At 69.9% G+C, this 25,897-nt stretch carries 23 protein-coding genes; 15 read left to right on the top strand and 8 right to left on the bottom strand.

Going from position 1 to position 25,897, the window contains the following annotated elements:
• Positions 1-26: 26 nt before the first annotated feature.
• Entirely contained in the window at positions 27-860 is an 834-nt protein-coding gene (locus tag H7I41_RS00990; RefSeq protein ID WP_264010683.1) for a tRNA (adenine-N1)-methyltransferase, read from the top strand.
• On the opposite strand, the gene H7I41_RS00985 is transcribed toward H7I41_RS00990, so the two are convergent.
• The 3 genes from H7I41_RS00985 to H7I41_RS00975 are packed head-to-tail and all read right to left on the bottom strand — an operon-like array spanning position 861 to position 2,182.
• Positions 861-1,157 carry a DUF503 domain-containing protein gene (locus tag H7I41_RS00985; RefSeq protein ID WP_264010682.1) on the bottom strand — a complete coding sequence of 99 codons (297 nt, stop codon included), beginning with the start codon at positions 1,155-1,157 and terminating at the stop codon, positions 861-863.
• Between the two features lie 9 nt (positions 1,158-1,166).
• On the bottom strand, positions 1,167-1,700 hold the full coding sequence (gene lppK / locus H7I41_RS00980) for a lipoprotein LppK (protein WP_505011355.1): 534 nt from the start codon (positions 1,698-1,700) through the stop codon (positions 1,167-1,169).
• A gap of 2 nt (positions 1,701-1,702) precedes the next feature.
• Positions 1,703-2,182 (bottom strand): MTB12 family secreted protein, encoded by a 480-nt coding sequence (locus tag H7I41_RS00975; RefSeq protein WP_264010680.1) that lies wholly within the window; start codon positions 2,180-2,182, stop codon positions 1,703-1,705.
• Positions 2,183-2,326: 144 nt separating this feature from the next.
• Here H7I41_RS00975 and arc point away from each other — a divergent pair, with 144 nt between their 5' ends.
• A complete protein-coding gene (gene arc / locus H7I41_RS00970; protein ID WP_264010679.1) occupies positions 2,327-4,165 on the top strand; it encodes a proteasome ATPase in 1,839 nt (612 codons plus the stop codon).
• A gap of 57 nt (positions 4,166-4,222) precedes the next feature.
• Here arc and H7I41_RS00965 read toward each other — a convergent pair whose 3' ends face one another.
• A complete protein-coding gene (locus H7I41_RS00965) occupies positions 4,223-5,377 on the bottom strand; it encodes a hypothetical protein (protein ID WP_264010678.1) in 1,155 nt (384 codons plus the stop codon).
• A gap of 68 nt (positions 5,378-5,445) precedes the next feature.
• A complete protein-coding gene (locus tag H7I41_RS00960) occupies positions 5,446-6,600 on the bottom strand; it encodes a hypothetical protein (protein WP_264010677.1) in 1,155 nt (384 codons plus the stop codon).
• A 53-nt stretch (positions 6,601-6,653) separates the two neighbouring features.
• Here H7I41_RS00960 and H7I41_RS00955 point away from each other — a divergent pair, with 53 nt between their 5' ends.
• Complete coding sequence (locus H7I41_RS00955) at positions 6,654-8,054, top strand: sensor histidine kinase (RefSeq protein WP_264010676.1); 1,401 nt, start codon at positions 6,654-6,656, stop codon at positions 8,052-8,054.
• Here H7I41_RS00955 and H7I41_RS00950 read toward each other — a convergent pair.
• Complete coding sequence (locus H7I41_RS00950; RefSeq protein WP_264010675.1) at positions 8,015-8,704, bottom strand: response regulator transcription factor; 690 nt, start codon at positions 8,702-8,704, stop codon at positions 8,015-8,017. The genes H7I41_RS00955 and H7I41_RS00950 overlap by 40 nt on opposite strands.
• A 75-nt stretch (positions 8,705-8,779) precedes the next feature.
• Between H7I41_RS00950 and dop the strand changes: the two genes are divergently transcribed.
• From dop to prcA, 4 genes are all read left to right on the top strand, one after another.
• Entirely contained in the window at positions 8,780-10,288 is a 1,509-nt protein-coding gene (dop, locus tag H7I41_RS00945) for a depupylase/deamidase Dop (RefSeq protein ID WP_264010674.1), read from the top strand.
• Between the two features lie 92 nt (positions 10,289-10,380).
• The gene (locus H7I41_RS00940) at positions 10,381-10,575 is read left to right on the top strand and encodes a ubiquitin-like protein Pup (protein ID WP_264010673.1); all 195 of its coding nucleotides are present in this window, start codon (positions 10,381-10,383) and stop codon (positions 10,573-10,575) included.
• Positions 10,572-11,474 (top strand): proteasome subunit beta, encoded by a 903-nt coding sequence (gene prcB, locus H7I41_RS00935; protein ID WP_372503630.1) that lies wholly within the window; start codon positions 10,572-10,574, stop codon positions 11,472-11,474. Before H7I41_RS00940 ends, prcB begins: the two co-directional genes overlap by 4 nt.
• The gene (prcA, locus tag H7I41_RS00930; protein WP_264010672.1) at positions 11,471-12,229 is read left to right on the top strand and encodes a proteasome subunit alpha; all 759 of its coding nucleotides are present in this window, start codon (positions 11,471-11,473) and stop codon (positions 12,227-12,229) included. Before prcB ends, prcA begins: the two co-directional genes overlap by 4 nt.
• A 5-nt stretch (positions 12,230-12,234) precedes the next feature.
• Here the strand turns inward: prcA and H7I41_RS00925 are convergent, their stop codons facing one another.
• Complete coding sequence (locus H7I41_RS00925) at positions 12,235-12,423, bottom strand: hypothetical protein (protein WP_264010671.1); 189 nt, start codon at positions 12,421-12,423, stop codon at positions 12,235-12,237.
• A gap of 382 nt (positions 12,424-12,805) precedes the next feature.
• Between H7I41_RS00925 and H7I41_RS00920 the strand changes: the two genes are divergently transcribed.
• From H7I41_RS00920 to H7I41_RS00885, 8 genes are read left to right on the top strand one after another with little or no spacing between them, the layout of a single operon-like run.
• The gene (locus tag H7I41_RS00920; protein WP_264010670.1) at positions 12,806-15,241 is read left to right on the top strand and encodes a GcvT family protein; all 2,436 of its coding nucleotides are present in this window, start codon (positions 12,806-12,808) and stop codon (positions 15,239-15,241) included.
• Positions 15,242-15,244: 3 nt separating this feature from the next.
• Positions 15,245-16,378 (top strand): N-methyl-L-tryptophan oxidase, encoded by a 1,134-nt coding sequence (gene solA, locus H7I41_RS00915; RefSeq protein WP_264010669.1) that lies wholly within the window; start codon positions 15,245-15,247, stop codon positions 16,376-16,378.
• Complete coding sequence (locus tag H7I41_RS00910; RefSeq protein ID WP_264010668.1) at positions 16,375-17,511, top strand: aromatic ring-hydroxylating oxygenase subunit alpha; 1,137 nt, start codon at positions 16,375-16,377, stop codon at positions 17,509-17,511. Before solA ends, H7I41_RS00910 begins: the two co-directional genes overlap by 4 nt.
• A gap of 11 nt (positions 17,512-17,522) precedes the next feature.
• Positions 17,523-19,001, top strand: a complete 1,479-nt coding sequence (locus H7I41_RS00905) for an aldehyde dehydrogenase family protein (protein WP_264010667.1) — start codon at positions 17,523-17,525, stop codon at positions 18,999-19,001.
• Between the two features lie 19 nt (positions 19,002-19,020).
• Entirely contained in the window at positions 19,021-20,556 is a 1,536-nt protein-coding gene (locus tag H7I41_RS00900) for an APC family permease (RefSeq protein ID WP_264010666.1), read from the top strand.
• Positions 20,549-22,084 carry a GMC family oxidoreductase gene (locus tag H7I41_RS00895; protein WP_264010665.1) on the top strand — a complete coding sequence of 512 codons (1,536 nt, stop codon included), beginning with the start codon at positions 20,549-20,551 and terminating at the stop codon, positions 22,082-22,084. Before H7I41_RS00900 ends, H7I41_RS00895 begins: the two co-directional genes overlap by 8 nt.
• A 49-nt stretch (positions 22,085-22,133) precedes the next feature.
• Positions 22,134-23,906, top strand: a complete 1,773-nt coding sequence (locus H7I41_RS00890; protein WP_264010664.1) for a putative nucleotidyltransferase substrate binding domain-containing protein — start codon at positions 22,134-22,136, stop codon at positions 23,904-23,906.
• 12 nt (positions 23,907-23,918) lie between these two features.
• Positions 23,919-24,728 carry an IclR family transcriptional regulator gene (locus H7I41_RS00885; protein ID WP_264010663.1) on the top strand — a complete coding sequence of 270 codons (810 nt, stop codon included), beginning with the start codon at positions 23,919-23,921 and terminating at the stop codon, positions 24,726-24,728.
• Here the strand turns inward: H7I41_RS00885 and H7I41_RS00880 are convergent.
• Positions 24,667-25,897 (bottom strand): alpha/beta hydrolase (locus tag H7I41_RS00880; protein WP_264010662.1); only part of this gene is annotated, 1,231 nt, incomplete at its 5' end. The two genes, H7I41_RS00885 and H7I41_RS00880, sit on opposite strands and share 62 nt — an antisense overlap.

Genomic DNA, 25,897 nt, shown 5'->3' with positions numbered 1-25,897 from the left:
CGCGTCCCCTGGCAGGCTTGACGGCTATGCGCCGCACCGGTCCCTTCGCTGTCGGCGACCGCGTGCAGCTCACCGACGCCAAGGGCAGGCACTACACGATGCTGCTCGAGCCCGGCCGCGAGTTCCACACCCACCGCGGGATCATCGCGCTCGACTCCGTGGTCGGGTTGCCGGAGGGCAGCGTGGTGAAGTCCACGAGCGGTGACCAGTTCCTGGTGCTGCGCCCGCTCCTGGTCGACTACGTGATGTCCATGCCGCGCGGGGCGCAGGTCATCTACCCGAAGGACGCCGCCCAGATCGTGCACGAGGGGGACATCTTCCCCGGCGCACGGGTGCTCGAGGCGGGCGCGGGTTCGGGCGCGCTGACCTGCTCGCTGTTGCGCGCCGTCGGCCCCGGCGGTCACGTGTCGTCCTACGACGTCCGCGACGACCACGCCGTGCACGCCGAGCGCAACGTCGTCACCTTCTTCGGTGAGCGTCCGCCCAACTGGGACCTGGTCATCGCCGATGTGAACGACTACTCCGGTCCGGAGGTCGACCGCGTGGTACTCGACATGCTCTCGCCGTGGGAGGTGCTCGACACGGTGTCGCGCAACCTGGTGCCCGGCGGGGTGCTGATGATCTACGTCGCGACCGTCACGCAGCTCTCGCGCGCGGTGGAGGCGCTGCGCGAGCAGCAGTGCTGGACCGAGCCGCGGGCGTGGGAGAGCATGCAGCGCGGCTGGTACGTGGTGGGTCTTGCGGTCCGCCCGCAGCACACCATGCGCGGCCACACCGCGTTCCTGATCAGCGCGCGCCGGCTCGCGCCGGGCGCCGTGGCGCCGATGCCGCTGCGCCGCAAGCGGCAGCTCGGGACCTGATCACTCGTCGGTGCTGCGGCGCAGGCCGCGCCGGACCGACAGCAGTTCCAGTTCGGGCCGCGCCGCCACCAGCCGCTCGGCGGCGTCGAGCACCTCGACCACGTGCGCCCGGTCCGCCGCGACCATCGCCACGCCCACAGCGGCCCGCCGGTGCAGTTCCTGGGAGCCGACTTCGGCGGCCGACACGCCGAACCTGCGGGCCAATTCTGCGATCACCGGCCGCACCGCGGACCGCTTCTGCTTGAGCGAACGGACGTCGCCCAGGAGCAGGTCGAATTCGAGCCAGCCGATCCACATGGGGCGGCCTCAGCGCGGCGGCGCGGGCGCGGCGGGCGCGTTCAGTGCGAAGAGCAGTTCGGCGGTCTCGTGGGTGAGCTGCCAGCCGCCGTCGGGCGTGCGCGCGAACTCCATCGGGTAGGTGAAGTCGCCGCCCTCCCGTCCCACGGGGGTCCTGGCGATCACCGTCGCGGTGACGTTGCCGGGGTCGGACTCCGACCAGGCCAGGTCGGCGACGTCGAAGGTCATCGGGTGGTAGCCGTTGTCGGTCAGTGCCCGGCCGAAGCGGTCGAGGGCCTCGGTGTCGGCGTTGGTGGCCTCTTCGACGAATTCGGTCTTCTCGGCGCCGGGCACGTTCACGTCGGCCAGGCGGTACAGCACATCGGTCAGAGCACTGGGGGGCGGCAGCGGCGCGGCCGCAGGGGCCGGCGGCGGGCCTGCGGGTGTGCTGCGTGCCGGCGGGGCCGGCGCAGGCTGTGGGGCGTCGGCACCGCACCCGACAAGCCCGAACGCCGCCACCAGGATGGTGACGGCGCTCGAGATGACGGTGCTTGTACGGCGGATCGTCAGCCCACCAGGTCGCCGAGGGCGAACAGCGACTGGCTCGACAGCTGCCAGCCGGTGGGGCTCGGGCCGCGCACGAACGACAGCGGCATCGAGCGGACCTGACCGTTGGCCAGCGTCGCGGTGACGTTCGCCGTCGCCAGGTTTCCGTTGAGATCAGGGTTGGCGACGGTGGCGCTCAGCGGCAGGTAGCCCTTCGCCACCGCGTCGTTGTATTTGATCTCGGCGCCCTTGCCGGTGAACCGGCCCAGGCCCTGGATGTAGGGCGACTTACCGCGGAAGGAACCGCCGGAGCCGAGGGCGTTGACCGTCTGGGTGATCTCATTGGTGATCTCCGGCGCGGGTGCGGTGGGCACCGGCACGCCGAATGCGACGGGGGAAGCGGACGAGATCGCAGGGGATGCAATCGAGGTCACACCCACCGCGGCGGCTCCGACAACGGCGGCCGCTGCCATGCCGGTTACGAGGGTTTTCAGGATCACAACTGTCCTTTCGAAGGGTCCAACGCTTTCTTACGTTAACAGTGATGCTGGTGTGTCCCATTGCTACACCGCACACAAAGGCTGAATCGCCGGTAGCGTTGAAGTTGTTACTGCACCAATATTCGGTGCGGGAGGGAGTTCGGTATGAGTGAGTCAGATCGTTCGGAAGCCTTCTCGGACGGTTTCGGGACCCCGATGTCCAGCGATGATGCTGCCGAATTGGAACAGCTGCGCCGAGAGGCCGCGCTGCTGCGCGAGCAGTTGGAGAACGCTGTGGGCCCGCAGAGCGGGCTGCGCACCGCGCGTGACGTCCATCAGCTGGAAGCTCGGATCGACTCACTCGCGGCGCGCAACGCCAAGCTGATGGAGACCCTCAAGGAGGCCCGCCAGCAGTTGCTGGCGCTGCGCGAGGAGGTCGACCGGCTGGGGCAGCCGCCGAGCGGTTACGGCGTGCTGCTGGGGACCCACGACGACGACACGGTCGACGTGTTCACCTCCGGCCGCAAGATGCGCCTCACGTGCTCGCCGAACATCGAGACCGAAGGACTCAAGCAGGGTCAGACGGTCCGCCTCAACGAGGCGCTGACCGTCGTCGAGGCGGGCACGTTCGAGTCGGTCGGCGAGATCAGCACGCTGCGCGAGATCCTCTCCGACGGACACCGGGCGCTGGTGGTCGGTCACGCCGACGAGGAGCGCATCGTGTGGCTGGCCGAACCGCTGGTGGCCGCCGAGCACCTGCCGGATGATCCCGACGCCGACATCGACAACGACAACGACAACCGGCCGCGCAGGTTGCGGCCCGGCGACTCGCTGCTGGTCGACACCAAGGCCGGCTACGCCTTCGAGCGCATCCCCAAGGCCGAGGTCGAGGACCTGGTGCTCGAGGAGGTGCCCGACGTCAGCTACAACGACATCGGTGGCCTCGGGCGTCAGATCGAGCAGATCCGCGACGCGGTGGAGCTGCCGTTCCTGCACAAGGAGCTCTACCGGGAGTACTCGCTGCGCCCGCCCAAGGGTGTGCTGCTGTACGGTCCGCCCGGCTGCGGCAAGACGTTGATCGCCAAGGCGGTGGCCAACTCGCTGGCCAAGAAGATGGCCGAGGTGCGTGGCGACGACGCGCGGGAGGCGAAGTCCTACTTCCTCAACATCAAGGGCCCCGAGCTGCTCAACAAGTTCGTCGGCGAGACCGAACGCCACATCCGGCTGATCTTCCAGCGGGCGCGCGAGAAGGCGTCCGAGGGCACACCGGTGATCGTGTTCTTCGACGAGATGGACTCCATCTTCCGCACCCGCGGCACCGGCGTGAGCTCCGACGTGGAGACCACCGTGGTGCCGCAGCTGCTCTCGGAGATCGACGGCGTCGAGGGCCTGGAGAACGTCATCGTGATCGGCGCCTCCAACCGCGAGGACATGATCGACCCGGCGATCCTGCGGCCCGGCCGCCTGGACGTCAAGATCAAGATCGAGCGGCCGGACGCCGAATCGGCTCAGGACATCTTCAGCAAGTACCTGACCGAGGAACTGCCGATCAACGACGACGATCTCGCCGAGTTCAGCGGCGACCGTTCGCTGACCATCAAGGCGATGATCGAGAAGGTCGTCGACCGGATGTACGCCGAGATCGACGACAACCGGTTCCTGGAGGTCACCTACGCCAACGGTGACAAGGAAGTCATGTACTTCAAGGACTTCAACTCCGGTGCCATGATCCAGAACGTCGTCGACCGCGCGAAGAAGAACGCGATCAAGTCGGTGCTGGAGACGGGCCAGAAGGGCCTGCGCATCCAGCACCTGCTCGACTCGATCGTCGACGAGTTCGCCGAGAACGAGGATCTGCCGAACACGACGAATCCCGATGACTGGGCCCGTATCTCGGGCAAGAAGGGCGAGCGGATCGTCTACATCCGCACGCTGGTCACCGGCAAGTCGTCGAGTGCAAGCAGGGCCATCGACACGGAGTCGAATCTCGGCCAGTACCTGTAGCCGCCGAACACCGACGAGGGGCCTCCGCAGTGCGCTGCGGAGGCCTTTTGCGTCGCGTCAGTCCCCGTGGCTGCGGTAGCGGTTGCGGGCGGTGACGGTGGTGCGCAGGTCCTCGACCAGCGGGTCGAGGAACTCCGTGCGGTATTCGCCGTCGCCGACGGCCCGGGCGCTGACATACATGAAGGTCAGCGCGCCCAGGAACATCAGCACGTGGACCAGCGCCTGGGGCAGCGGGATGGTCGCGTCGAGGATGACGGCGTTCCCGGTGTTGTGCCGGGTCCATTCGTCGAGCAGCGGCGGGCTCAGTACCAGCAGCGCCAGCCCGAGGAAGATCAGGGTCGTGGCGACGGCCACCGCCAGCACCTGGGTGACCTGTGATGCCGCGACGACGAACAAGACGTTGATCCGCTCACCCCGCCGCAGCGGCGGCGGATCCGGCGGATCGGGCATCGACTCCAACGGCGTACCCGCCAGGCCCGCGGCGGACGCCTCGGTCGTCTCTGACTGCGCCAGCATCGGTTTGACCCGTTCCCACAACCCGGTCAGCAGGAAGGCGACGGCGATCAGCGACATGAAGCCCACGATCAGCCACATCCGGTCGCGACCGATGGTGGAGGCCATGCCCCAGATCGCGCCGTTGAAGAACACCAGGACCGTCAGCAGCACCACCGGCAGGGCGCGTGCGGCGAGCGTCGCGATGGAGGCCAGGTGCGAGGCGGTCAGCCGGATGGCCCACGCCAGCACCGATCCCACTCCGAGCCCGGTGAGGAGGACCACGAAGCCGACGAGCAGCGCCGTCGACACCACATCGTCGACCACGTTCGTGTTGCCGTCGAAGAGCCCGGCGGCCAGCACGACGAGAACCGACGCGCCTGCCGCATGGCGACGGGTCCGGTCGGAGGCCAGGCGGGAGACGGCGTATCCGGTCAGCGCCATGGCCGGCACTGTGACCACCAGGACGACGATGCCGACCCAGCTGCGTGTCGAGGCGGTGGTGTCGATGTGGATCTCCGGCGAGCCCGTGCCGAGGGTGAGTGCGAGCACGGCGATCTGCAACGCTGCCACGCCGGCGAGCGCGGGCGCCGACCGCGACCACACCCGGCGCCACCGCTCCCGCCGGGTCAGCACCGAGGGCACACCCTTTTTGAGGAACCAGTTCTCGGCCGCGACGCGGTCGACGGTCGGGGGCGCGTTCGATTCACCGGACGTCATGGGACAACCTTCCACGGACCCGCGACTGCATGGGGACTGAAGTCACGATCGGTCACAGGTGCGCCTGCTCAGCCGTGCGCGGCCTCCCGCTCGAGGTAGGCGTCGCGACCGGCGAGGCTGACGGCGACGTCGGCGATCAGCGGATCGAAGAACCGCTCCCGGTAGAGCGGATCGACACTGGTGCTGACGGTGAAGTACAGCCCGGACAGCACGGACACGAACAGCGACATGTGCACCACCGTCTGCGGCACCGGCAGGGCGATGCCGAACCACGTTCCGGCGCAGGGTGGTTGACCTTCTGCGCAGACCTCCTCGGCGGACCACAGCACGGTCACCTCGTCGGGGATGGCGATCACTCCGAGGGCCAGGAAGAACGCGAACAGGCCCGCGGTGAAGAACACCACCTGGATCGCCTGAGCCACCAACATGATCGCGACGACGTTGACCCGCTCGCCGCGGGACAGCGAGGTGCGCGGCGGCTGGTGCCCGGGTGTGACGGCCAGTGGGGTACCCGCCAGCAGTTCGTTCGGATTCTGCTCCTCGGCGCGCTCCTCCCGCAGGGATCGCACCTCGTCGCGAATGGTGGTGACCATGAACAGGATCGCCACCAGCGCGAGGAACGCGATGGTCTCCCACAGCCGCTCCCGCGTCACCCGTGCCGACAGCTGCCACAGTTCGCCGGTGAAGTACACCACCACTGTCAGCATCAGGAACGGCAGGGCGCGGCTCATCAAGGTGCCCAGCGCTCCCAGCTGCAGGAACGCGAAGCGGAACGCCCACAGCGCGATCGAGCCGAAGCCGACATATGTCAGCCAGATCGCGAGCAGGGACAGCAGCAGGAAGACCGGCGCCTCCGCCAGCGCCTCCGCCGACCAGCCGTTGACGGCGACCGGCATGACGGCGACGAAGATCGCCATCACCAGCACCGCCGCCGAACGCCGTCCCGCCAGGCCGAGGCGGGTGACGGTGCGACGCAGCATGTTCATCACGAACGGCGCCACGACGAGTGCCGCGGCGATCAGACCGAGCCTCAGCACGTAGCCGAGATCGGGATCGCCGTCGGTGAGTTCGGCCGCCGACAGCATCAGGGCGGTGACGGCGCCGAGCCCGGAGACCATGGGGGCGGACCGCTCGATCAACCGGCGTGAACGCACCCGCCGGGTGAGCACCAGCGGCAGCCCTCGCTGCAGGAACCACTCGTGGACCTGCCGCTCGTCGGACACAGCGCACCATTGTGCGCGATCCCTTCCCGCGCGGCAGCGGTAATGATGGACCGGTGGACACGCCGGCCCCCGCAGACCGCGTCCTGCCGCGCACCCGGTGGGGCATCTCGGCGCGCTCGTCCTTCGTCGCCGCCGCGGTGGTGTTCGTGGCGTTGACGTTGTCGGGCGCCGGACTGGCCGCGGTGCTGTACCGGACGCTGCTGGCCGACGTGGACAGCGCCGCGGCCGAGCGTCTCGGCGAGATCGCCTCGGCCCTGCGCACCGGCGGCGTCGACCGGCTCGATCCCGGGCTGCTCGACACCGACGAACGGATTCTCGCGGTGCAGATCCTCACCACCGACGGCGTGGTGGTGCGGCGCTCGCAGGCCGCACCCGACACCCCGCTGATCCCGATCGGCCAGATCGGTGACGTGGTGCGGATCGGCATGCCCGAGCACGCGTCGCCGTACGGACCGATCCGCTTCAGCGCGGGCACCTACGACGGGCCCGGCGGCAGCCACACCGTGCTGGTCGGTGAGGGCAGCCACGTCGTGGAGTCGACCGTCCGGGCGGTGATCATCGCGCTCGCGGTATCGGCGCCGATCGTGATCGCGGTGTCCGCGGCGGCGACGTACCTGCTGGTGCGCCGGTCGATGCGGTCGGTGGAGGCGATCCGCGGCCGGGTCGACGCCATCACCACCTCGGACCTGACCGAGCGGGTGCCCGTTCCGGACAGCCGCGACGAGATCGCCGCGCTGGCGATCACGATGAACGAGATGCTGGCGCGGATCGAGGCCGGTCACGCCGCCCAGCAGCGGTTCGTCGGCGACGCCTCCCACGAGTTGCGCAGCCCGCTGGCGACCATCGTCTCGGCGCTGGAGGTGGCGGCCGCCCACCCGGACCTGCTGGGCCCGCTGGCCACGGAGACACTGCTGCCCGAGGCGCACCGGATGCAGGCGCTCATCGAGGACCTGCTGCTGCTGGCCCGGGCCGACGAGCGCGGGCTGGTGCTGCGCCGGGAGGACGTCGACCTCGACGACCTCGTCGCTGCCGAGGTCGACGCCGTGGCGGGGCGCTCCGGTCCGGTCGTGCACAGCGATCTGGCGCCCGTCCGCTTGCTCGGCGACCGCGCCGCGCTGTCGCGCGTGGTGCGCAACGTGCTCGACAACGCGGCCCGGCATGCGTCGAGCCGGGTCGACGTCACCGTGCGCGCCGCCGCAGGCGCGGCCGTGCTGAAGGTGGCCGACGACGGGCCGGGAGTGCCGCCCCACGAGCGGACCCGGGTGTTCGACAGATTCGTCCGGCTCGACCCGGACCGGTCCCGCACCGGTGGCGGCGCCGGGCTGGGGCTGGCGATCGTCAAGGAGATCGTCACCGCCCACGCAGGCGCGGTGTCGTTCGGCGAGCGTCCCGGCGGCGGGTCGGTGCTGACCGTTCAGCTGGCGCTGTCGACGGCGCCGGAGTCGAGCCGGTAGCCGACACCGCGGATCGTCTTGATGCTGTTGGCGCCGAACGGCACGTCGATCTTGCGGCGCAGGTAGCCGACGTAGACCTCCACCACGTTGTCGGGGCCGTCGTAGTGCGCGTCCCACACGCTGTGCAGGATCGTCGTCTTGGCGAGTGCGACGTCGGGGTGGCGCATCAGGAATTCGAGCAGGCCGTACTCGCGCGGGGTCAGCGGGATCGGCGTCCGGTTGCGCATCACCACCCGGCGCACCGGGTCGAGCGTCAAGGTGCCCGCGGTCAGCACCTTCGGTCGTTGCACCGCGCTGCGCCGGTTGAGCGCCCGCAGCCGGGCCACCAGCACCGCGAATGAGAACGGCTTGGTCAGGTAGTCGTCGGCGCCGAGGTCGAACGCGTCGGTCTGGTCGTACTCGCCGTCCTTGGCGGTCAGCATCATCACCGGCGTCCACACGCCGTGACGCCGCATCCGCCGCAGCACCTCGTAGCCCGACAGCCCGGGCAGCATGATGTCGAGCACCACCACGTCGAACTGCTCCTCGCACGCCCGCCGCAGACCGTCCACCCCGTCGAAGGCCTCGACCGTCGTGAAGCCCTCGGCCGCCAGGCCGGCGGCGAGCGTCGCCGCCAGCCGGCGCTCGTCTTCGACGATCAGAACCCGCACCGTCCCAGTATCCCGGCAGCCGGCCCCGCCACCGTCGGTCACCGCCGCCTCGCGGACGTCGCCTAGGCTGACGGCATGCAACGGATCATCGGAACGGAGGTCGAGTACGGCATCTCCTCGCCGTCCGATCCGACCGCGAATCCGATCCTCACGTCCACGCAGGCGGTGCTGGCCTACGCCGCCGCCGCAGGCATCCAGCGCGCCAAGCGCACCCGGTGGGACTACGAGGTGGAGTCCCCGCTGCGCGACGCCCGCGGGTTCGACCTGAGCCGCTCGGCCGGGCCTCCGCCGGTGGTCGACGCCGACGAGGTCGGCGCCGCCAACATGATCCTCACCAACGGCGCCAGGCTCTACGTCGATCACGCCCATCCGGAGTACTCGGCGCCCGAGGTGACCGACCCGATGGACGCGGTGATCTGGGACAAGGCCGGCGAGCGGGTGATGGAGGCCGCCGCGCGGCACGTGGCGAGCGTCCCGGGTGCGGCCAAGCTGCAGCTCTACAAGAACAACGTCGACGGCAAGGGCGCCTCGTACGGGTCACACGAGAACTACCTGATGAGCCGTCAGACGCCGTTCTCGGCGGTCATCGCCGGGTTCACGCCGTTCCTGGTGTCGCGGCAGGTGGTCACCGGGTCCGGACGGGTCGGGATCGGCGCGGCGGGCGACGAGCCGGGCTTCCAGCTCACCCAGCGCGCCGACTACATCGAGGTCGAGGTCGGCCTGGAGACCACGCTCAAGCGCGGCATCATCAACACCCGCGACGAGCCGCACGCCGACGCCGACAAGTACCGCAGGCTGCACGTCATCATCGGCGACGCGAACCTGGCCGAGACGTCCACCTACCTCAAGGTCGGCACCGCGTCCCTGGTGCTCGACCTGATCGAGGAGGGCCCGCAGTACGGGCTCGACCTCACCGACCTCGCGCTGGCGAGACCCGTGCACGCCGTCCACGTGATCAGCCGTGACCCGTCGCTGCGGGCCACCGTCGCGCTGGCCGACGGCCGCGAACTCACCGCCCTTGCGATGCAACGCATCTACCTGGACCGGGTGGCCAAGATGGTGGACTCGCGCGACCCCGATCCGCGGGCGTCCCATGTCGTGGAGACCTGGGCCGAGGTGCTCGACCTGCTCGAGCGCGACCCGATGGAGTGCGCCGAGATCCTGGACTGGCCGGCCAAGCTCCGGCTGCTGGAGGGCTTCCGCAACCGCGAGAACCTCAGCTGGTCGGCGCCCCGCCTGCACCTGGTCGACCTGCAGTACTCCGACGTACGGCTCGACAAGGGTCTCTACAACCGGCTGGTGGCCCGCGGGTCGATGAAGCGACTGGTCACCGAGCAGCAGGTGATCGACGCCGTGGACAACCCGCCGACCGACACCCGGGCCTACTTCCGCGGGGAGTGCCTGCGCCGGTTCGGCGCCGACATCGCCGCGGCCAGCTGGGACTCGGTGATCTTCGATCTCGGCGGCGATTCACTGGTCCGGATCCCGACACTGGAGCCGCTGCGGGGCAGCAAGGCCCATGTCGGAGCATTGCTGGACTCGGTGGACAGCGCCGCCGAACTCGTAGCGCAGCTCACCAACTGATCCGGCTATCCCGGGCAATCGGGATTCCGACCGGTAATGTGAAAGAACCGGTGCGCGGCTTCGTTCACCGATGACATGTGCAGGAGGCAGCGATGGCTCAGGAGCAGACCAAGCGCGGTGGCGGTGGCGGTGAGGACGATGACGTCACCGGCAGCACGGCGGCCGGCCAGGAGCGTCGCGAGAAGCTGACCGAGGAGACCGACGACCTGCTGGACGAGATCGACGACGTCCTGGAGGAGAACGCCGAAGATTTCGTGCGTGCGTACGTCCAGAAGGGCGGACAGTGACCTGGCCGCACGACCACCAGGCATTCGCCCGATTCACCCTCCCGACCCCTGGGGCACCCGCCGTACCGGTGGACCTGTCGTCGTTCTCTGACATGCTGCGCCGGCAGGCGCCCCATCTGCTGCCGTTCGGCGGTGGTGCTGAGCACGTGGGGCGGGTCACGGACGCGGTGCCGCACGGCACGACGATCGTCGCGCTGAAGTTCCCCGGCGGCGTGGTGATGGCCGGCGACCGGCGCGCCACGCAGGGCAACATGATCGCCAGTCGTGACGTGCAGAAGGTGTACATCACCGACGATTACACGGCCACCGGGATCGCGGGCACCGCGGCCATCGCGGTGGAGTTCGCCCGGTTGTACGCCGTCGAACTCGAGCACTACGAGAAGATCGAGGGCGTCCCGCTGACGTTCCCCGGCAAGGTCAACCGGCTGGCGACCATGGTGCGCGGCAATCTGGGCGCGGCGCTGCAGGGCTTCATCGCGTTGCCGTTGCTCGCCGGATTCGATCTCGATGATCCCGACCCTCAGGGCGCCGGACGGATCGTGTCCTTCGACGCGGCGGGTGGCTGGAACATCGAGGAGGAGGGCTACCAGTCCGTCGGTTCCGGCTCGCTGTTCGCCAAGTCCGCGATCAAGAAGCTGTACGGGCAGGTGCAGGACGCCGATTCGGCACTGCGCGTGGCCATCGAGGCCCTGTACGACGCGGCTGACGACGACTCCGCCACCGGCGGGCCGGATCTCGTGCGCGGCATCTATCCGACCGCGGTGGTCCTCAGCGCCGAGGGCGCCGAAGAAGTGAGCCAGGAGCACATCGCCACACTGGCTCGCGAAGTCATCCAGAGTCGTTCCCGCGCCGATACCTTCGGCCCCGATGCGCATGCGCCGCGAGGTACAGATTCGTGAGCTTCCCCTATTTCATCTCGCCCGAACAGGCGATGCGCGAACGTTCGGAGCTGGCGCGCAAAGGCATCTCCCGGGGCCGCAGCGTGGTCGCGCTGGCCTACGCGGGCGGTGTGCTGTTCGTCGCCGAGAACCCGTCGCGGTCACTGCAGAAGGTCAGCGAGCTCTACGACCGGGTGGGCTTCGCCGCGGTCGGCCGGTTCAACGAGTTCAACACGATGCGCAGCGGCGGCATCCGGTTCGCCGACACGCAGGGCTACGCGTACTCGCGCCGCGACGTGACCGGCCGCCAGCTGGCGAACGTGTACGCCCAGACGCTGGGCACCATCTTCACCGAGCAGGCCAAGCCGTACGAGGTCGAGCTGTGCGTCGCCGAGGTGGCGCACTACGGCGAGACCAAGGCGCCGGAGCTCTACCGGATCACCTATGACGGCTCCATCGCCGACGAACCGCATTTCGTCGTGATGGGCGGTACCACGGAGCCGATCCTGACGGCGCTCAACGATTCGTACACGGAGAACGCCGAGCTGGGCGACGCCGTGAAGATCGCGGTGGCGGCGCTGAGCGCGGGCGCGGGCGGCAACGGCAGCGAGGCCCGCACGCTCGGGGTGTCGACGCTGGAGGTCGCGATCCTTGATGCGAACCGGCCCCGCCGGGCGTTCCGGCGGATCACCGGTGCCGCACTGGAGGCGCTGCTGCCCGAACCCGGTGAGGCCGACGCCGGTGGCGCCGAATCCGGGGACAAGCCCGCCGAGTAACCGCCTCAGGGAGTGCCCGGCATACCGGGAATGCTGCCGGGCATGCCGCTGATTCCGGTGGGCGGTTCGCTGCCGAACGGTGTGCCGTCCGGGTTCAGACTGCCGGGCAGCCCACTGCCGATCGGCGGGGGAGTCGCCGGGGCGGCGTAGGGACCGCCGCTGCACATCCCGTCCCCGGGCGACGTGGCGCACATGGGGTCCGCCGGGCTCGTCGGTACGCCCGGCGCATTGCCGAGGCATGTGGCCAGATAGGCGCCACGAGGCAGCTGGGATCCTCTTTCGCCTGCGCCGGGACGATGGTGCTCACCGCAGCCGTCCCCGTCAGCGCGGTGACCACCAGCGCTCTCGCGATTCTCCGGCCCCGCCTCCACGTGGTGCGCACAGGCAGATGGTCGCACGCAGTCGCGGACTCGGTGGGGTGGTCACCGTCAGCGTGTCGCCCAATGCCGCCGAAGATCCCGTGCGTGTCCGAGTTGACGCAGGCGCTGACGAAGACGAGGATGTGTTGCGTATAGAACATCACGTTGCGTCACACGCAACAAAATAGTCAACATTCGTTCTGGAAGCGGTCCACCCATGCCGAAAATCGTCGTGATCGGTGCCGGGATCGTCGGCACCTCGCTCGCCGACGAACTCACCGCGCGCGGGTGCGCCGACGTGACAGTGGTCGACCGCGGACCGCTGTTCGCCACCGGCGGGTCGACATCGCACGCTCCCGGCCTGGTGTTCCAGACCAACCCGTCCAGGACGATGACGGCATTCGCCCGCTACACCGTGGAGAAGTTCCGCACGCTCGACCACCCTGGCGGCTGGGCGTTCAACCCGGTCGGCGGACTCGAGATCGCCACGACGCCGGAGCGGTGGGCCGACCTGCACCGCAAGGCCGGCTGGGCGCAGGCATGGGGCATCCGCGGTGAGCTGATCACCGCAGACGAATGCGTGGCGCTTCACCCGCTGCTCGACAAGGACCGGGTTCTCGGCGGATTCCACACGCCCACCGACGGATTGGCCAAGGCCGTGCGCGCCGCCGAAGCGCAGGCGCGGCGCGCGATGGCACGCGGCGCCACCTTCTTGGCCGGCACCGAGGTGCTCGGCATCGCCGACCACGCCGGCCGGGTGACCGGCGTACGCACCGCCGACGGGGTGCTGCCCGCCGACATCGTCGTCTGCGCCGCCGGCTTCTGGGGCGCGCAACTCGCCCGGCAGGTCGGCCTGGTGCTGCCCCTGGTGCCGATGGCCCACCAGTACGCCAAGACCGGCCAGGTGGCGCCGCTCGTCGGCCGCAACACCGAAGCGCTCGAGGCCGGGCTGCCCATCCTGCGCCACCAGGACGCCGACCTGTACTTCCGCGAACACGTCGACCGCATCGGTATCGGCTCCTATGCCCACCGCCCGATGCCGGTGGAGATGGCCACCCTGTCGGCCGACACCGCGGGGGAGACCATGCCCTCGATGCTGCCGTTCACCGACGAGGACTTCGCCCCCGCGTGGGCCGAGGCGACCGCACTACTGCCCGCACTGGACGATTCGAAGGTCGAGGAGGCCTTCAACGGCATCTTCTCGTTCACTCCTGACGGTCTGTCGCTGATGGGTGAGCACCGCGAGCTAAGCGGCTTCTGGGTGGCCGAAGCCGTCTGGGTGACGCATTCGGCCGGGGTGGCCAAGGCGACCGCCGAGTGGATCATCGACGGCGCGCCCTCGATCGACGTCCACGAATGCGACCTGTACCGGTTCGAGGACGTGGCGCGCAGCCCGAAGTTCATCGCGCAGACCAGCTCACAGGCGTTCGTCGAGGTGTACGACGTCATCCACCCACACCAGTACCGCACCGCCCTGCGCGGGCTGCGCACCAGCCCGTTCCACGCCCGGCACCGCGAGCTCGGCGCCTTCTTCTACGAGGGCGGCGGCTGGGAGCGGCCGGCCTGGTTCGAGGCCAACGCCGCACTGGCCGAACGCATCGACGGCCTCGACCTCCCGCGGCGCGACGAATGGTCGGCGCGGTTCTGGTCGCCGATCTCGGTCGCCGAGGCGCACTGGACGCGGCACCGCGTGGCGATGTACGACATGACGCCGCTGACCCGCTACGAGATCGCCGGGCCGGGCGCCGCCGCTTTCCTGCAGCGGATGACGACGAACAACGTCGACAAGAGCGTCGGCTCGGTCACCTACACCCTGCTGCTCGACCACACCGGCGGCGTCCGTAGCGACCTCACGGTGACCCGGCTCGCCGACACCACCTTTCAGGTCGGTGCCAACTCGCCGCTGGACTTCGACTGGCTGACCCGCCATCTGCCGCCCGACGTGACACTGCGCGACATCACCGGTGGCACCTGTTGCGTCGGCGTGTGGGGACCACTGGCCCGCGACCTCGTGCAGCCGCTGTGCCCGGACGACCTCTCCCACAACGCCTTCCCGTATTTCCGCGCACTGCACACCCACCTCGACGCGCTTCCGGTGACCATGTTGCGCGTCTCCTACGTCGGCGAACTGGGCTGGGAGATCTACACCGAGGCCCAATACGGTGCGGCGCTGTGGGACCTGCTCTTCGAGGCCGGCCGTGACCACGGCGTCATCGCCGCGGGCCGGATCGCGTTCAACAGCCTGCGCATCGAGAAGGGCTACCGCAGCTGGGGCGCCGACGTCACCGCCGAGCATTCGCCTGCGGCCGCCGGCCTGGGGTTCGCCGTCCGGATGGCCAAGGACGACTTCGTCGGCAAGACCGCATTGGAGGCCGCAGAACCGCCGCTGAACACGTTGCGCAGCATCGTTTTCGACGACCCGGCGGCAGTGGTGCTCGGCAAGGAGCCGGTGTACGTCGGCGCGGAGTGCGTGGGCTACGTGACGAGTGCGGGGTATTCGCCGACCGTCGGCCGCACCATCGCCTACGCGTGGCTGCCCACCGCCGTCGCGGACGGCGACACCGTTTCCGTGGACTATCGCGGAACACGGCACACCGCGGCCGTCCACCCCGAACCGGTGGTCGACCCCGAGATGGCCCGGATCAGAAGGTAGGCCATGACATACGACGTCATCGTGATCGGTCTCGGCGGGATGGGCAGCGCGGCGGCCTACCACCTCGCCGCCCGCGGGCAGCGTGTGCTCGGGCTGGAGAAGTTCAGCCCCGCCCACGACCGCGGCTCCAGCCACGGCGGTTCACGGATCATCCGGCAGTCCTACTTCGAGGACCCCGCCTACGTCCCCCTGCTGCTGCGCTCCTACGAACTGTGGGACAAGCTCGCCGCCGACTCCGGGCGCGAGGTGTTCCGGCTGACCGGGGGGCTGTTCATCGGGCCGCCCGACAGCCTCACCGTCGCGGGCAGTCTGCGTGCCAGCCAGGAATGGGACCTGCCGCACGAGGTGCTCGACGCCGCCGAGATCCGGCGCAGGCACCCGAATTTCACCCCCCGCGACGGTGACATCGCGCTCTACGAGGCCAAGGCGGGCTTCGCCAGGCCCGAGATGACCGTGCAGGCCCACATCGACCTCGCCGGGCAGGCGGGCGCCACCCTGTCCTTCGGCGAGGAGGTGCTGCACTGGGCGGAGACCGCCCGGGGCGTCACGGTGACGACGGCGCGCGGCACCTACACCGCGGGCCAGCTCGTCGTCTGCCCGGGCGCCTGGGCGCCACAGCTGTTGGCGGAGTTCGGTATTCCGATCACCGTCGAGCGGCAGGTGCTGTACTGGTTCGATCCGGTCGGCGGCGCAGGCGCCTTCGCCGACCAGCCGATCTTCATTGCCGAGGACGCCGCGGGAGAGCAGATCTACGGCTTCCCGGCGATCGACGGCCAAGCCGGGGGAGTGAAGGTCGCGTTCTTCCGCAGGGGTGTGGTCTGCACGCCCGAGACCATCGACCGCGAGGTGCACGACCGCGAGGTCGGCGAGATGCGCAGCAGGGCCGCCGAACTGCTGCCCGCCCTGGACGGGCCGCTCGTGCACTCGGCGACGTGCATGTACTCCAACACCCCCGATCAGCACTTCGTCATCGCCCGCCACCCCGACAGCGCGAACGTCACCGTGGCGTGCGGCTTCTCAGGGCACGGCTTCAAGTTCGTTCCGGTGGTAGGCGAGATCCTGGCCGACCTGGCGACCGAGGGCACCACCCGCCACCCGATCACGCTGTTCGATCCCCGCCGGCTGGTGACCACATGACCACCGTGCAACCGCCCCCGGGGCTGCGCGCCACCCTGCGCGGCGAGTACTACACCAGCGAGCGGGTGTTCGCCGCAGAGCAGGAACGCATCTTCGAGGACATGTGGTTCTGCGCGGTTCGCTCCGCCGAACTCGCGACTCCCGGCATGTTCCGGAAGGTGCAGGTGGGCCGCGAGAGCGTGCTGCTGGTCCGGGGACGGGACGGGCTGCTGCGGGCGTTCCTCAACATCTGCCGCCACCGCGGGGCGCAGCTGTGCACCGACGACGCGGGCGAGCTGCGGCGCAACCTGCGCTGCCCGTACCACTCCTGGACGTACGCACTCGACGGCAAACTCGTCGCGGCGCCGAACATCGGGACGCTGACCGACGGCGACGGCGCGCCGATCGACCGCTACCGGTTCGGGCTCGTCCCCGTCGCCCTCACCGAATGGCTCGGCTATGCGTGGGTGTGCCTGTCCGACACGCCGCCACCGTTCGACGACGTGGTCGCCGAGGCAACCCGCACCCTCGGCGACGCCGACGCGATCGACCGCTACGGCATCGGCGGGCTGGACGTCGGCAGGCGCATCGTCTACGACGTCGCCGCGAACTGGAAGCTGATCGTCGAGAACTTCATGGAGTGCTACCACTGCAGCTCGATCCACCCCGAACTCGTCGGCGTGCTGCCCGAGTTCGCCCGCGGTGTGGCCGCCCAGGCGAACATCGGCCGAGGTGCCGAATTCGGCTCGGCCGTGGACGGATTCACGGTGGACGGCGCCGCCGGGTTCGAGCGGCTGCCGGGCATCACCGACGGCCAGGACCGCCGCTACTACGCGATCACGGTCAAGCCGACGGTGTTCATCAACCTGGTTCCCGACCACATCATCTTCCACCGGATGATCCCGATGTCGCCGACGCGGACCGTCGTGGAGTGCGACTGGCTCTACACCGCGGACGTGATCGCCACCGGGCGCGACGTCACCCGGTCGGTCGAGCTGTTCCACCGGGTGAACGAACAGGACTTCGAGGCCTGCGAGCGAACGCAGCCGGCGATGGCGTCGCGGGCATACCGGAAGGGCGGTGTCCTCGTCCCCGCCGAACATCACATCGCGGAGTTCCACGAGTGGGTAGTGTCCCGTCTCGACTGTGACTGACGGGACGTGTCGTGGACGGTGAACCGGACCTCTACATCGGAGGGTCATGGCGCCATGCCTCCGACGGGGGCACCCGGGAGGTGATCAACCCCTCCGACGGCTCCGTCGCCGCGACCGTCGACGAGGCGACGCCCGACGACGCACGGGCCGCGGTGGCCGCCGCGCGGGCCGCCTTCGACGACGGGCAGTGGCCGGCCACCGCCGTCGCCGACCGTGCCGCCCTGCTGCTGCGGGTCGCCGACCTGCTGCAGCGCGATAAAGACCGGCTGGCCCGGCTGGAGACCCTCGACACCGGCAAGACGCTGGCCGAGAGCGAGATCGACATCGACGACGTCACGTCGGTTTTCCGCTATTACGCACACCTGATCGCGACGCAGTCCGACCGCCTCGTCGACGTGGGCGACCCGACGGTGATCAGCAGGGTGGTGCGCGAGCCGATCGGCGTCTGCGTGCTGATCGCGCCGTGGAACTACCCACTGCTGCAGATGGTGTGGAAGATCGCGCCCGCGCTGGCCGCCGGCGCCACGATGGTCGCCAAGCCCAGCGAGGTGACCCCCCTGACCACCATCGCGTTCACCCACCTTCTCGTCGAGGCCGGTGTCCCCGCCGGAGTGGTCAACCTGGTGCAGGGCAGCGGCGCCCGCCTCGGCGAGGCACTCACCGACAACGCGGCCGTCGACCTCATCTCCTTCACCGGGGGTGCGGCCACCGGGCGCGTCATCGCCGAGACCGCCGCCAAGCACGTCACCAGGGTGGCGCTGGAGCTCGGTGGCAAGAACCCCCACATCGTGTTCGCCGACGCGGACTGGGAGTCGTCGGTCGACCAGGTGCTCACCGGGGTGTTCCTGCATTCGGGCCAGGTCTGCTCGTCGGGAACACGGCTGATCGCCGAAGAATCGATCGCCGACGACTTCGTCGCCGAACTCGCCCGCCGTGCCGAGAAGATCCGTGTCGGCGACGGAATGGACCCCACCAGTGAGACCGGCCCGCTGGTCTCCGAACAGCATCGCGCGAAGGTGGAGGAGTATGTCGCGCTCGGCATCTCGGAGGGCGCGGTACTGGTCACCGGTGGTGCGCGGCCCGATGATCCGGCGCTGGCCGCGGGCAGCTTCTACCTGCCGACGATCTTCGACCGCTGCGACCGGTCGATGCGGATCGTCACCGAGGAGACCTTCGGGCCGATCCTGACCGTGGAGCGGTTCACCGAGGAGTCCGAGGCGATCGCACTCGGAAACGACACGCAGTACGGTCTCGCGGCCGGAGTCCGGACATCGGACGCGGCGCGGGGCGAACGTGTGGTGCGGGCACTGCGGCACGGCACGGTGTGGCTCAACGACTTCGGCTACTACACCGCCGCGGCGGAGTGGGGCGGGTACGGGAAGTCGGGCAACGGCCGCGAACTCGGACCCACCGGGCTCGCGGAGTATCAGGAGATCAAACACATCTGGCACAACGTCGCGCCGAAGCCGGCCGGCTGGTTCAAGGGCTAGCCGCAGAGAGGACACCACGATGGTGATCAAGGAACCGCACGCCGACAGCGGGATGGAGGACTTCGGCTACAAGGAGTCGCTGGACCGCAGCATCGGCAAGTTCGCCAGCTTCGCCGCGGGCGTCAGCTACATCTCCATCCTGACCGGCACGTTCCAGCTGTTCTACTTCGGTTTCGGCGCAGCGGGTCCGGCGTACCTGTGGTCGTGGCCGATCGTGTTCGTCGGGCAGATGGCCGTCGCGCTGTGCTTCATGGAACTCGCGGCGAAGTACCCTGTGGCCGGATCGGTCTACAACTGGAGCAAGAAGCTCGCCAGCAGGCTGGTGGGGTGGATGTCGGGTTGGCTGATGCTCACCGCGTCCATCGTCACCATCTCTGCGGTGGCGCTGGCCTACCAGCTCAACCTGCCGAGGCTGTGGAGCGGCTTCCAGATCATCGGCGACGGCAGCGACAACGCCTCCTACGCCGCGAACGCCGTGCTGCTCGGCACCATCCTGATCGCGTTCACCACCCTGATCAATGCGCTCGGGGTGAAGCTGATGGCAAGGATCAACAGCTCCGGGGTGTTCATCGAACTCATCGCCGCGGTGCTGATCGTGGTGCTGCTCGCGGTGAACCTGGAGAACAGTCCGGATGTCTTCTTCTCCGCCAACGGTTATGGCGCGGGGGAGAGCATGGGATACCTCGGCGCGTTCCTGGTGGCGTCCCTGGCCTCGGGCTACGTGATGTACGGCTTCGACACCGCCAGCTCACTGGGCGAGGAGACCGTCGAACCCCGCCGCACCGCCCCCAAGGCGATCTTCCGGGCGATCTTGGCCTCCTTCGTGATCGGCGGCGGCATCCTGGTGTTCGCGGTGCTGGCGGCGCCGAACCTGGCGGACCCCAAGCTCGGTGAGAGCTCGGGTGGCCTGCAGTACATCGTCGAGCAGGTGATGTGGGGGCCGCTGGGCAAGATCTTCCTGGTCTGCATCGTCATCGCGGTCACGGTGTGCACGCTGGCCGTGCACACCGCGGCGATCCGGCTGACCTTCGCGATGGCCCGCGACAACGCACTGCCGTTCGGTGAACGGCTGGCCACCGTCAACCCGAAGACGCAGACACCGATCGTCCCCGCCGTGACCATCGGAGTCATCGCGGTGATCATCCTGGTCATCAACATCGGCCAGCCGAAGATCTTCACGGTGCTGACCTCGATCGCGATCATCATGATCTACCTGGCCTACTTGATGGTCACCGGGCCGTTGCTCAAGAAACGGCTCCAGGGGCAGTGGCCGCCGAAGGATCTCAAGGAGGGCGGCTACTTCACCATGGGCCGCTGGGGCCTGCCGGTCAACATCTTCGCGGTGGTGTGGGGCGCCGGGATGGCGCTCAACCTGGCGTGGCCGCGGGCGGCCGTCTACGGCGAACCCTGGTACAACACCTGGGGCGCGTTCATCTACATCGGCGTGATCCTCGGCGCGGGGCTGCTGTGGTACTTCCTCAAGGGACGCAACCACATCGGTTGCCTGGAGAGCCATGCCGCGACCACGAAGGCCGAGGCCGTCCTGGATGACTGACACCGCATCTCCGACAGGCACCTTCGATTACGTCGTCGCCGGCGGCGGTACCGCGGGGTGCGCGCTGGCGGCCCGGCTGTCCGAGGATCCCGACGTCACGGTGTGCCTGATCGAGGCCGGGCCGACAGACGTCGGCGACGACGCCATCCTGGTGCTCTCGGACTGGATGCACCTGCTGGACTCGGGGTACGACTGGGACTATCCGGTGGAGCCGCAGGAGCGGGGCAACTCGTTCATGCGGCACGCCCGCGCCCGGGTGCTCGGCGGCTGCTCGTCGCACAACTCGTGCATCGCGTTCTGGCCGCCCGCCGAGGCGCTCGACGAGTGGGCCGCGATGGGGGCGACCGGCTGGAGCGCCGAGGAGGTGCTGCCGCTGATGCGCCGGTTGACCGGAACGGTCGGCCTGCGCGACATCCCACCCGAAGACCCGTGCGGCGCAGCGGTACTGGAGGCGGCCGCGGCGCTCGGGATGCCGACCGTCGCCTTCAACCGCGGCGAGACGGTGCGCAACGGCGCGGGCTGGTTCCAGATCAACGCCGGTGAGGACGGGCTGCGCAACTCGAGTTCACACGCCTACCTGCACCCGGTTCTCGGCCGACGCCGCAACCTGGAGGTGCGCACCGACTGCTGGATCGCCGAGATCCTGTTCGACGACGCCCGCAACGCCACCGGCGTGCGCTATCAGCGGCCCGACCTCACCGGGTACGACTCCGTGGCGGCCCGCCGCGAGGTGATCCTGTGCGCCGGCGCCATCGACACGCCGAAACTGTTGATGCTCTCCGGGATCGGGCCCACCGCGCATCTTCGTGAGATCGGTGTCCCGGTCCGCGTCGACTCGCCGGGGGTGGGCGCCAACCTCGACGACCACGTCGAGGGACTGGTGTTCTGGGAGGCGTCGCGGCCGATGGTGACGACCTCGACGCAGTGGTGGGAGATCGGGCTGTTCACCTCCGTCGACGAGGGCACCACCCAACCGGACCTGATGATGCACTACGGCAGTGTGCCGTTCGACATGAACACCCTGCGGCGCGGCTACCCCACCACCGACAACGGGTTCTGCCTCACGCCCAACGTGACGCAGGGCCGCAGCCGCGGCACGGTGCAGCTGCGTTCGCGGGACTTCCGCGACCGGGCCAGGGTCGACCCGCGCTACTTCACCGATCCGGAGGGCTACGACGAACGCATCATGCTCGCCGGGGTGCGGCTGGCCCGCCGGATCGCCGAGCAACCCGCGCTGGCCGACTGGGTGGCGCGCGAACTCGCGCCGGGTCCCGAGGCCGCCACCGACGACGAACTCCTCGACTACATCCACAAGTGCCACAACACCGTCTACCACCCGGCCGCCACCGCCCGGATGGGCGCCGCCGACGACCCGATGGCGGTGCTCGACCCGCAGCTGCGGGTCAAAGGGGTGTCGCGGCTTCGTGTCGTGGACGCCTCGGCGATGCCGAAACTGCCTGCGGTGAATCCCAACATCACCGTGATGACGATGGCGGAGAAGTGCGCTGACCTCATCCGCAACCCCTGAGCCGGCGGACCTGCCGGCGTTCCTGGCCGAGCACACCCCGTTCCAGGCGATGCCCGGCGACGAGCTCGCCGCGCTCGCCGCCGGCGCGTCGATCGTCGAGTTCCCGGCAGGCGCGCTGATCGCCGACTACACCGACCGGGTGCCCGACGACGTCTGGATGGTCCACTCCGGGCAGGTCACCCTGCGGGCCGGCGTCGACGGCGCCGTCATCGACACCGTTGGACGCGGCGGCATATTCGGCTACACCCCGCTGCTCACCGGCGGCGGGATGGAGTTCGACGCGCGAGCAGCGGTGCCGAGCACGCTGATCCGGCTGCCGGGCGCGCCGGTGCGGGCCCAGTTCGCCCGGCCGGCGGGGCTGGCCTTCCTGGCGTCGTCGGCATGGAACACCTCAGGCGAGCGCCCCGCGATCGCCCCTGCCACCGACAACCGCGCGGTCGGCGACCTCCTGCACGGCGACGTGCTCATGGTGCCGCCGGCCACCACCGTGCGTGACGCGGTGGTGCAGATGACGGCCCATCACGTGTCCTATGCGCTGATCCGCCTGCCGGACGGCGCATTCGGCATCTTCACCGACCGGGACCTGCGCAGCAGGGTCGTCGCGGCGGGACTCTCGGTGGACGTGCCGATCTCGGCGGTGATGAGCGCGCCGGTTCGGACCGTGACCGCGGATCAGACGGCGGAGACCGTGCTGATGGAGATGCTCGAGTGCGGCCTGCGGCACATGCCGGTGGTGACCCCGCGCGGCGACGTCGTCGGCGTGCTGGAGGACGGCGACCTGCTGGCCGCGTCCGCCCGACAGAGCTTCCTGCTTCGCCGCGGCATCGCCACGGCCGCCGACAGCGCCGAACTGGCCCACGTCGGCCAGAGGGTGACCGGGGTCGCCGCGGACCTTTTCCGTAACGGCACCAAGGCGTCGGCCACTAGCGCGATCCTGTCGGTCGTCATCGACAGCCTGGTCCGCAAGGCGCTCGAACTGGCACGGGCCGAGACGCCCGACGCCCCCGACGACGGGTTCGCCTGGCTGACCCTCGGCTCCGTGGCGCGCCGCGAGGCGATGCCGTCCTCCGATGTGGACAGCGCGCTGTCGTGGGCCGACCACCTTTCACCCGCCGCGGGCTCGCTGCGTGCGCTCGCCGCACGCACCCACCACATCCTCGACGCGTGCGGACTGCCGTCGGACCGCAACGGCGCCACCGCGGACCGGCCCGCGTTCTCCCGATCTGCCGCGCAGTGGTCCGGCGCGGCGACAGGGTGGCTCGACGACCCGCTGCGCGACCGCGGGCTGATCCTGTCGTCGCTGCTCATCGACGGGCGGGTGGTGTGGGGCGATCCGGCGCTGCACACCGTGCCCGCCGCCTACCGGCGGATGCGCGACCGGCACCCGAACACCCTGCGCCTGCAACTGCTCGACGCGCTGTCGGGCAAGGTGCGCACCCGGTCGCTGCGCGACGTGCTGTCCCGGCGCGGCGGGACGTTCGACCTGAAGAACCACGCGGTGCTGCCGATCGTCAACCTGGCCCGCTGGGGCGGACTGACCGCCAACGTGACCACCGGCGGCACGCCCGCCCGGCTGGCCGCCGCGGCCGAGGCGGGGGCGATCACCGATCACGACGTCACCGCGCTGTCCGACGTCTTCGTGATGGTGCAGCGACTGCGGATGACCCACCAGGTCGGTCAGCTCGCCGCCGGCCACGCCCCCGGCGACGTCATCACCTACGCGGAGTTGTCGCCGCTGAACCGCAGCCTGCTCGGCGACGGCCTCCGCGAGATCGCCGCCGTCCAGCGCCGGGTCCGCAACTTCGCGATCCCACCCGGATAGGATCGACCGGCGATGGCAAACGGCGAGGACAGACCGGCAGCGGCGGTGCAGTCAGTGGACCGGGCGCTGCTGGTGCTGGAGAGCCTGGCGAAGTCGGGGCAGGCCGGCGTCACCGAGATCGCCGCCGAACTCGGTGTGCACAAATCGACCGTGTCGCGGCTGATCGCCGTGCTGGAGTCCCGCGGATACGTCGAGCAGGTGTCGGGCCGCGGCAAGTACCGGCTCGGGTTCTCGATCGCCCGGCTCGCCCGCGCCAGCAGGGCGCACCTCGACCTCGGCAAGCTGAGCCAGGACATCTGCGACGGCCTCACCGAGGCCGTCGGCGAGACCAGCAACCTCGCGATCCTCGCCGACGACCGGGTGATCAACATCGTGGAGTCGATCGCGCCCGCGGAGATCAGCCTGCGCACCTGGGTCGGCCAGACCTGCCCTCCGCATGCCACGTCCAGCGGCAAGGCGCTGCTGTCCGGCCTGTCCGCCCAGGAGGTCCGGGACCGCTTCGCCGGTCCGTTCGAGGCGTACACACCCAACACCGTCGTCGACGTCGAGGCGCTGCTGCGCCAGCTGGACGGCGTGCGGGAACGCGGCTGGGCGAGCGTCAGCGAAGAACTCGAGGTCGGCCTCAACGCCGTCGCCGCACCGGTCTACGACGACGACGCGCGGGTGGTCGCGGCGGTCAGCGTGTCGGGGCCGTCCTACCGGCTCGGCGATGACCGCTTCGAGGAGGTCGCCAAGCAGACGATCGCCGCGGCCGACGCCGTCAGCCGCCGACTCGGCTGGGTCGAACCCGGGGACCGTGCAGCGACTCCGGGTCGCCGGTGATCACCCCCAGCACATTGCGCCAGGCGTCAGACGGCCAGTTCAGCACGTCGCTGTGGGCCGCCGGACCCGCCATCGGCCTACCGTCGTCGTAGCGACCGGCGTCCAGCCGGACGACCCCCGGCATCTCGTCGGGGTCGGCGCCGTGCGGGCCGCCGGGAATGCCCTGGACCAGCTCGATCGGATCACCCGGTGCGGTCATCGAGAACCGCAGTACGTCGGGGTTGCGGTTGCGCCATTCGTCCGGGTGCTCGACCCCGACGCCCGCCCCGGCGGCCGCGACGTAGAGGATCCGGTCGCCTGTGAGGCCCAGCGCTTCCGCGGTGCCCACGATCGAGCCGCCGTAGGAGTGCCCGACGTAGGTCACCGGCACGCTGCGGCCGGTCGCCTCGACGGTCCGCTCGACGTCGTGGCTGAACGACACCAGCCGGGGCGCCATGTCCAACGCATAGCGGGGGTCCGCCGCGCCGACGAGGCCGGTCAGCGGATTGCCGCGGGGAAACGGCCCGCCCAGGTACGTGATCATCGCGACGTCGCCGCGGGTGGCCGACACGAACCGGCGCGCCGTCTGCGTGGTGCCCGCAGAACCCTCGACGGTGGTGTTGAGTCCGGGCACCAGCACCGCCACGCTGCGCGCGGTGGCCAGCGATCCGGTGAGTTCGACCAGTGACGCCCGAGCCGGATCGAAAGCCAGGATCTGCCGGTCGACGCGGGCGCCGGTGCGGGCGGGGTCGTCGACCTCGGCGAGCAGACCGCGGTAGAACTCGATGCGTCGCCGCGACGCCGGATCGGCGCCGTCCTCGGCCACGACCGCCTCGGCGATGTTGATCCGGTTGGCGGCGAAGCGCATGTCCCACGGAACCCCGTCGGTATTGCCGACCTCCTGAGGAAACTCGTCGACCAGCATGCGGCGCTGCCCGGGCGTCATCCCCGCGATCTGGGCGGCGATGCGGTCCTGGTGGAGACGGGGCCAGCCGGCCACCAGGTCGGCGCCCGAGAGCGGCACGCTGCCTGCCGGATTCGTGGCCGCCGGCTTTCGCGTCGGCGCGCCGCTCGACGCGTCCGCCTCGGCGAGGTCGCGGGCGGCGTCGGCGTCAGCGGCACCCAGCCGGTCCAGCGCGGCGGCGATCATCGCCGTGAGCTCGGCGGCCCTGCGCTCCATAAGGTGCCGG

Source organism: [Mycobacterium] manitobense, from assembly GCF_025821665.1.
Classification (GTDB): Bacteria; Actinomycetota; Actinomycetes; order Mycobacteriales; family Mycobacteriaceae; genus Mycobacterium; species Mycobacterium arseniciresistens.
Note: the sequence above shows the minus strand (reverse complement) of the source record. Positions and strands in the feature narration are given on the sequence as shown.

What these genes read in the sequence shown, in the direction of transcription:
- H7I41_RS00990 (WP_264010683.1), top strand. Translation starts at nt 27, where the DNA reads ATGCGCCGCACCGGTCCCTTCGCTGTCGGCGACCGCGTGCAGCTCACC.
- H7I41_RS00985 (WP_264010682.1), bottom strand. Translation starts at nt 1,157, where the DNA reads ATGTGGATCGGCTGGCTCGAATTCGACCTGCTCCTGGGCGACGTCCGT.
- arc (WP_264010679.1), top strand. Translation starts at nt 2,327, where the DNA reads ATGAGTGAGTCAGATCGTTCGGAAGCCTTCTCGGACGGTTTCGGGACC.
- H7I41_RS00965 (WP_264010678.1), bottom strand. Translation starts at nt 5,377, where the DNA reads ATGACGTCCGGTGAATCGAACGCGCCCCCGACCGTCGACCGCGTCGCG.
- dop (WP_264010674.1), top strand. Translation starts at nt 8,780, where the DNA reads ATGCAACGGATCATCGGAACGGAGGTCGAGTACGGCATCTCCTCGCCG.
- H7I41_RS00940 (WP_264010673.1), top strand. Translation starts at nt 10,381, where the DNA reads ATGGCTCAGGAGCAGACCAAGCGCGGTGGCGGTGGCGGTGAGGACGAT.
- H7I41_RS00925 (WP_264010671.1), bottom strand. Translation starts at nt 12,423, where the DNA reads ATGTGCGCCACGTCGCCCGGGGACGGGATGTGCAGCGGCGGTCCCTAC.
- H7I41_RS00920 (WP_264010670.1), top strand. Translation starts at nt 12,806, where the DNA reads ATGCCGAAAATCGTCGTGATCGGTGCCGGGATCGTCGGCACCTCGCTC.
- solA (WP_264010669.1), top strand. Translation starts at nt 15,245, where the DNA reads ATGACATACGACGTCATCGTGATCGGTCTCGGCGGGATGGGCAGCGCG.
- H7I41_RS00910 (WP_264010668.1), top strand. Translation starts at nt 16,375, where the DNA reads ATGACCACCGTGCAACCGCCCCCGGGGCTGCGCGCCACCCTGCGCGGC.
- H7I41_RS00900 (WP_264010666.1), top strand. Translation starts at nt 19,021, where the DNA reads ATGGTGATCAAGGAACCGCACGCCGACAGCGGGATGGAGGACTTCGGC.
- H7I41_RS00895 (WP_264010665.1), top strand. Translation starts at nt 20,549, where the DNA reads ATGACTGACACCGCATCTCCGACAGGCACCTTCGATTACGTCGTCGCC.
- H7I41_RS00890 (WP_264010664.1), top strand. Translation starts at nt 22,134, where the DNA reads ATGCCCGGCGACGAGCTCGCCGCGCTCGCCGCCGGCGCGTCGATCGTC.
- H7I41_RS00885 (WP_264010663.1), top strand. Translation starts at nt 23,919, where the DNA reads ATGGCAAACGGCGAGGACAGACCGGCAGCGGCGGTGCAGTCAGTGGAC.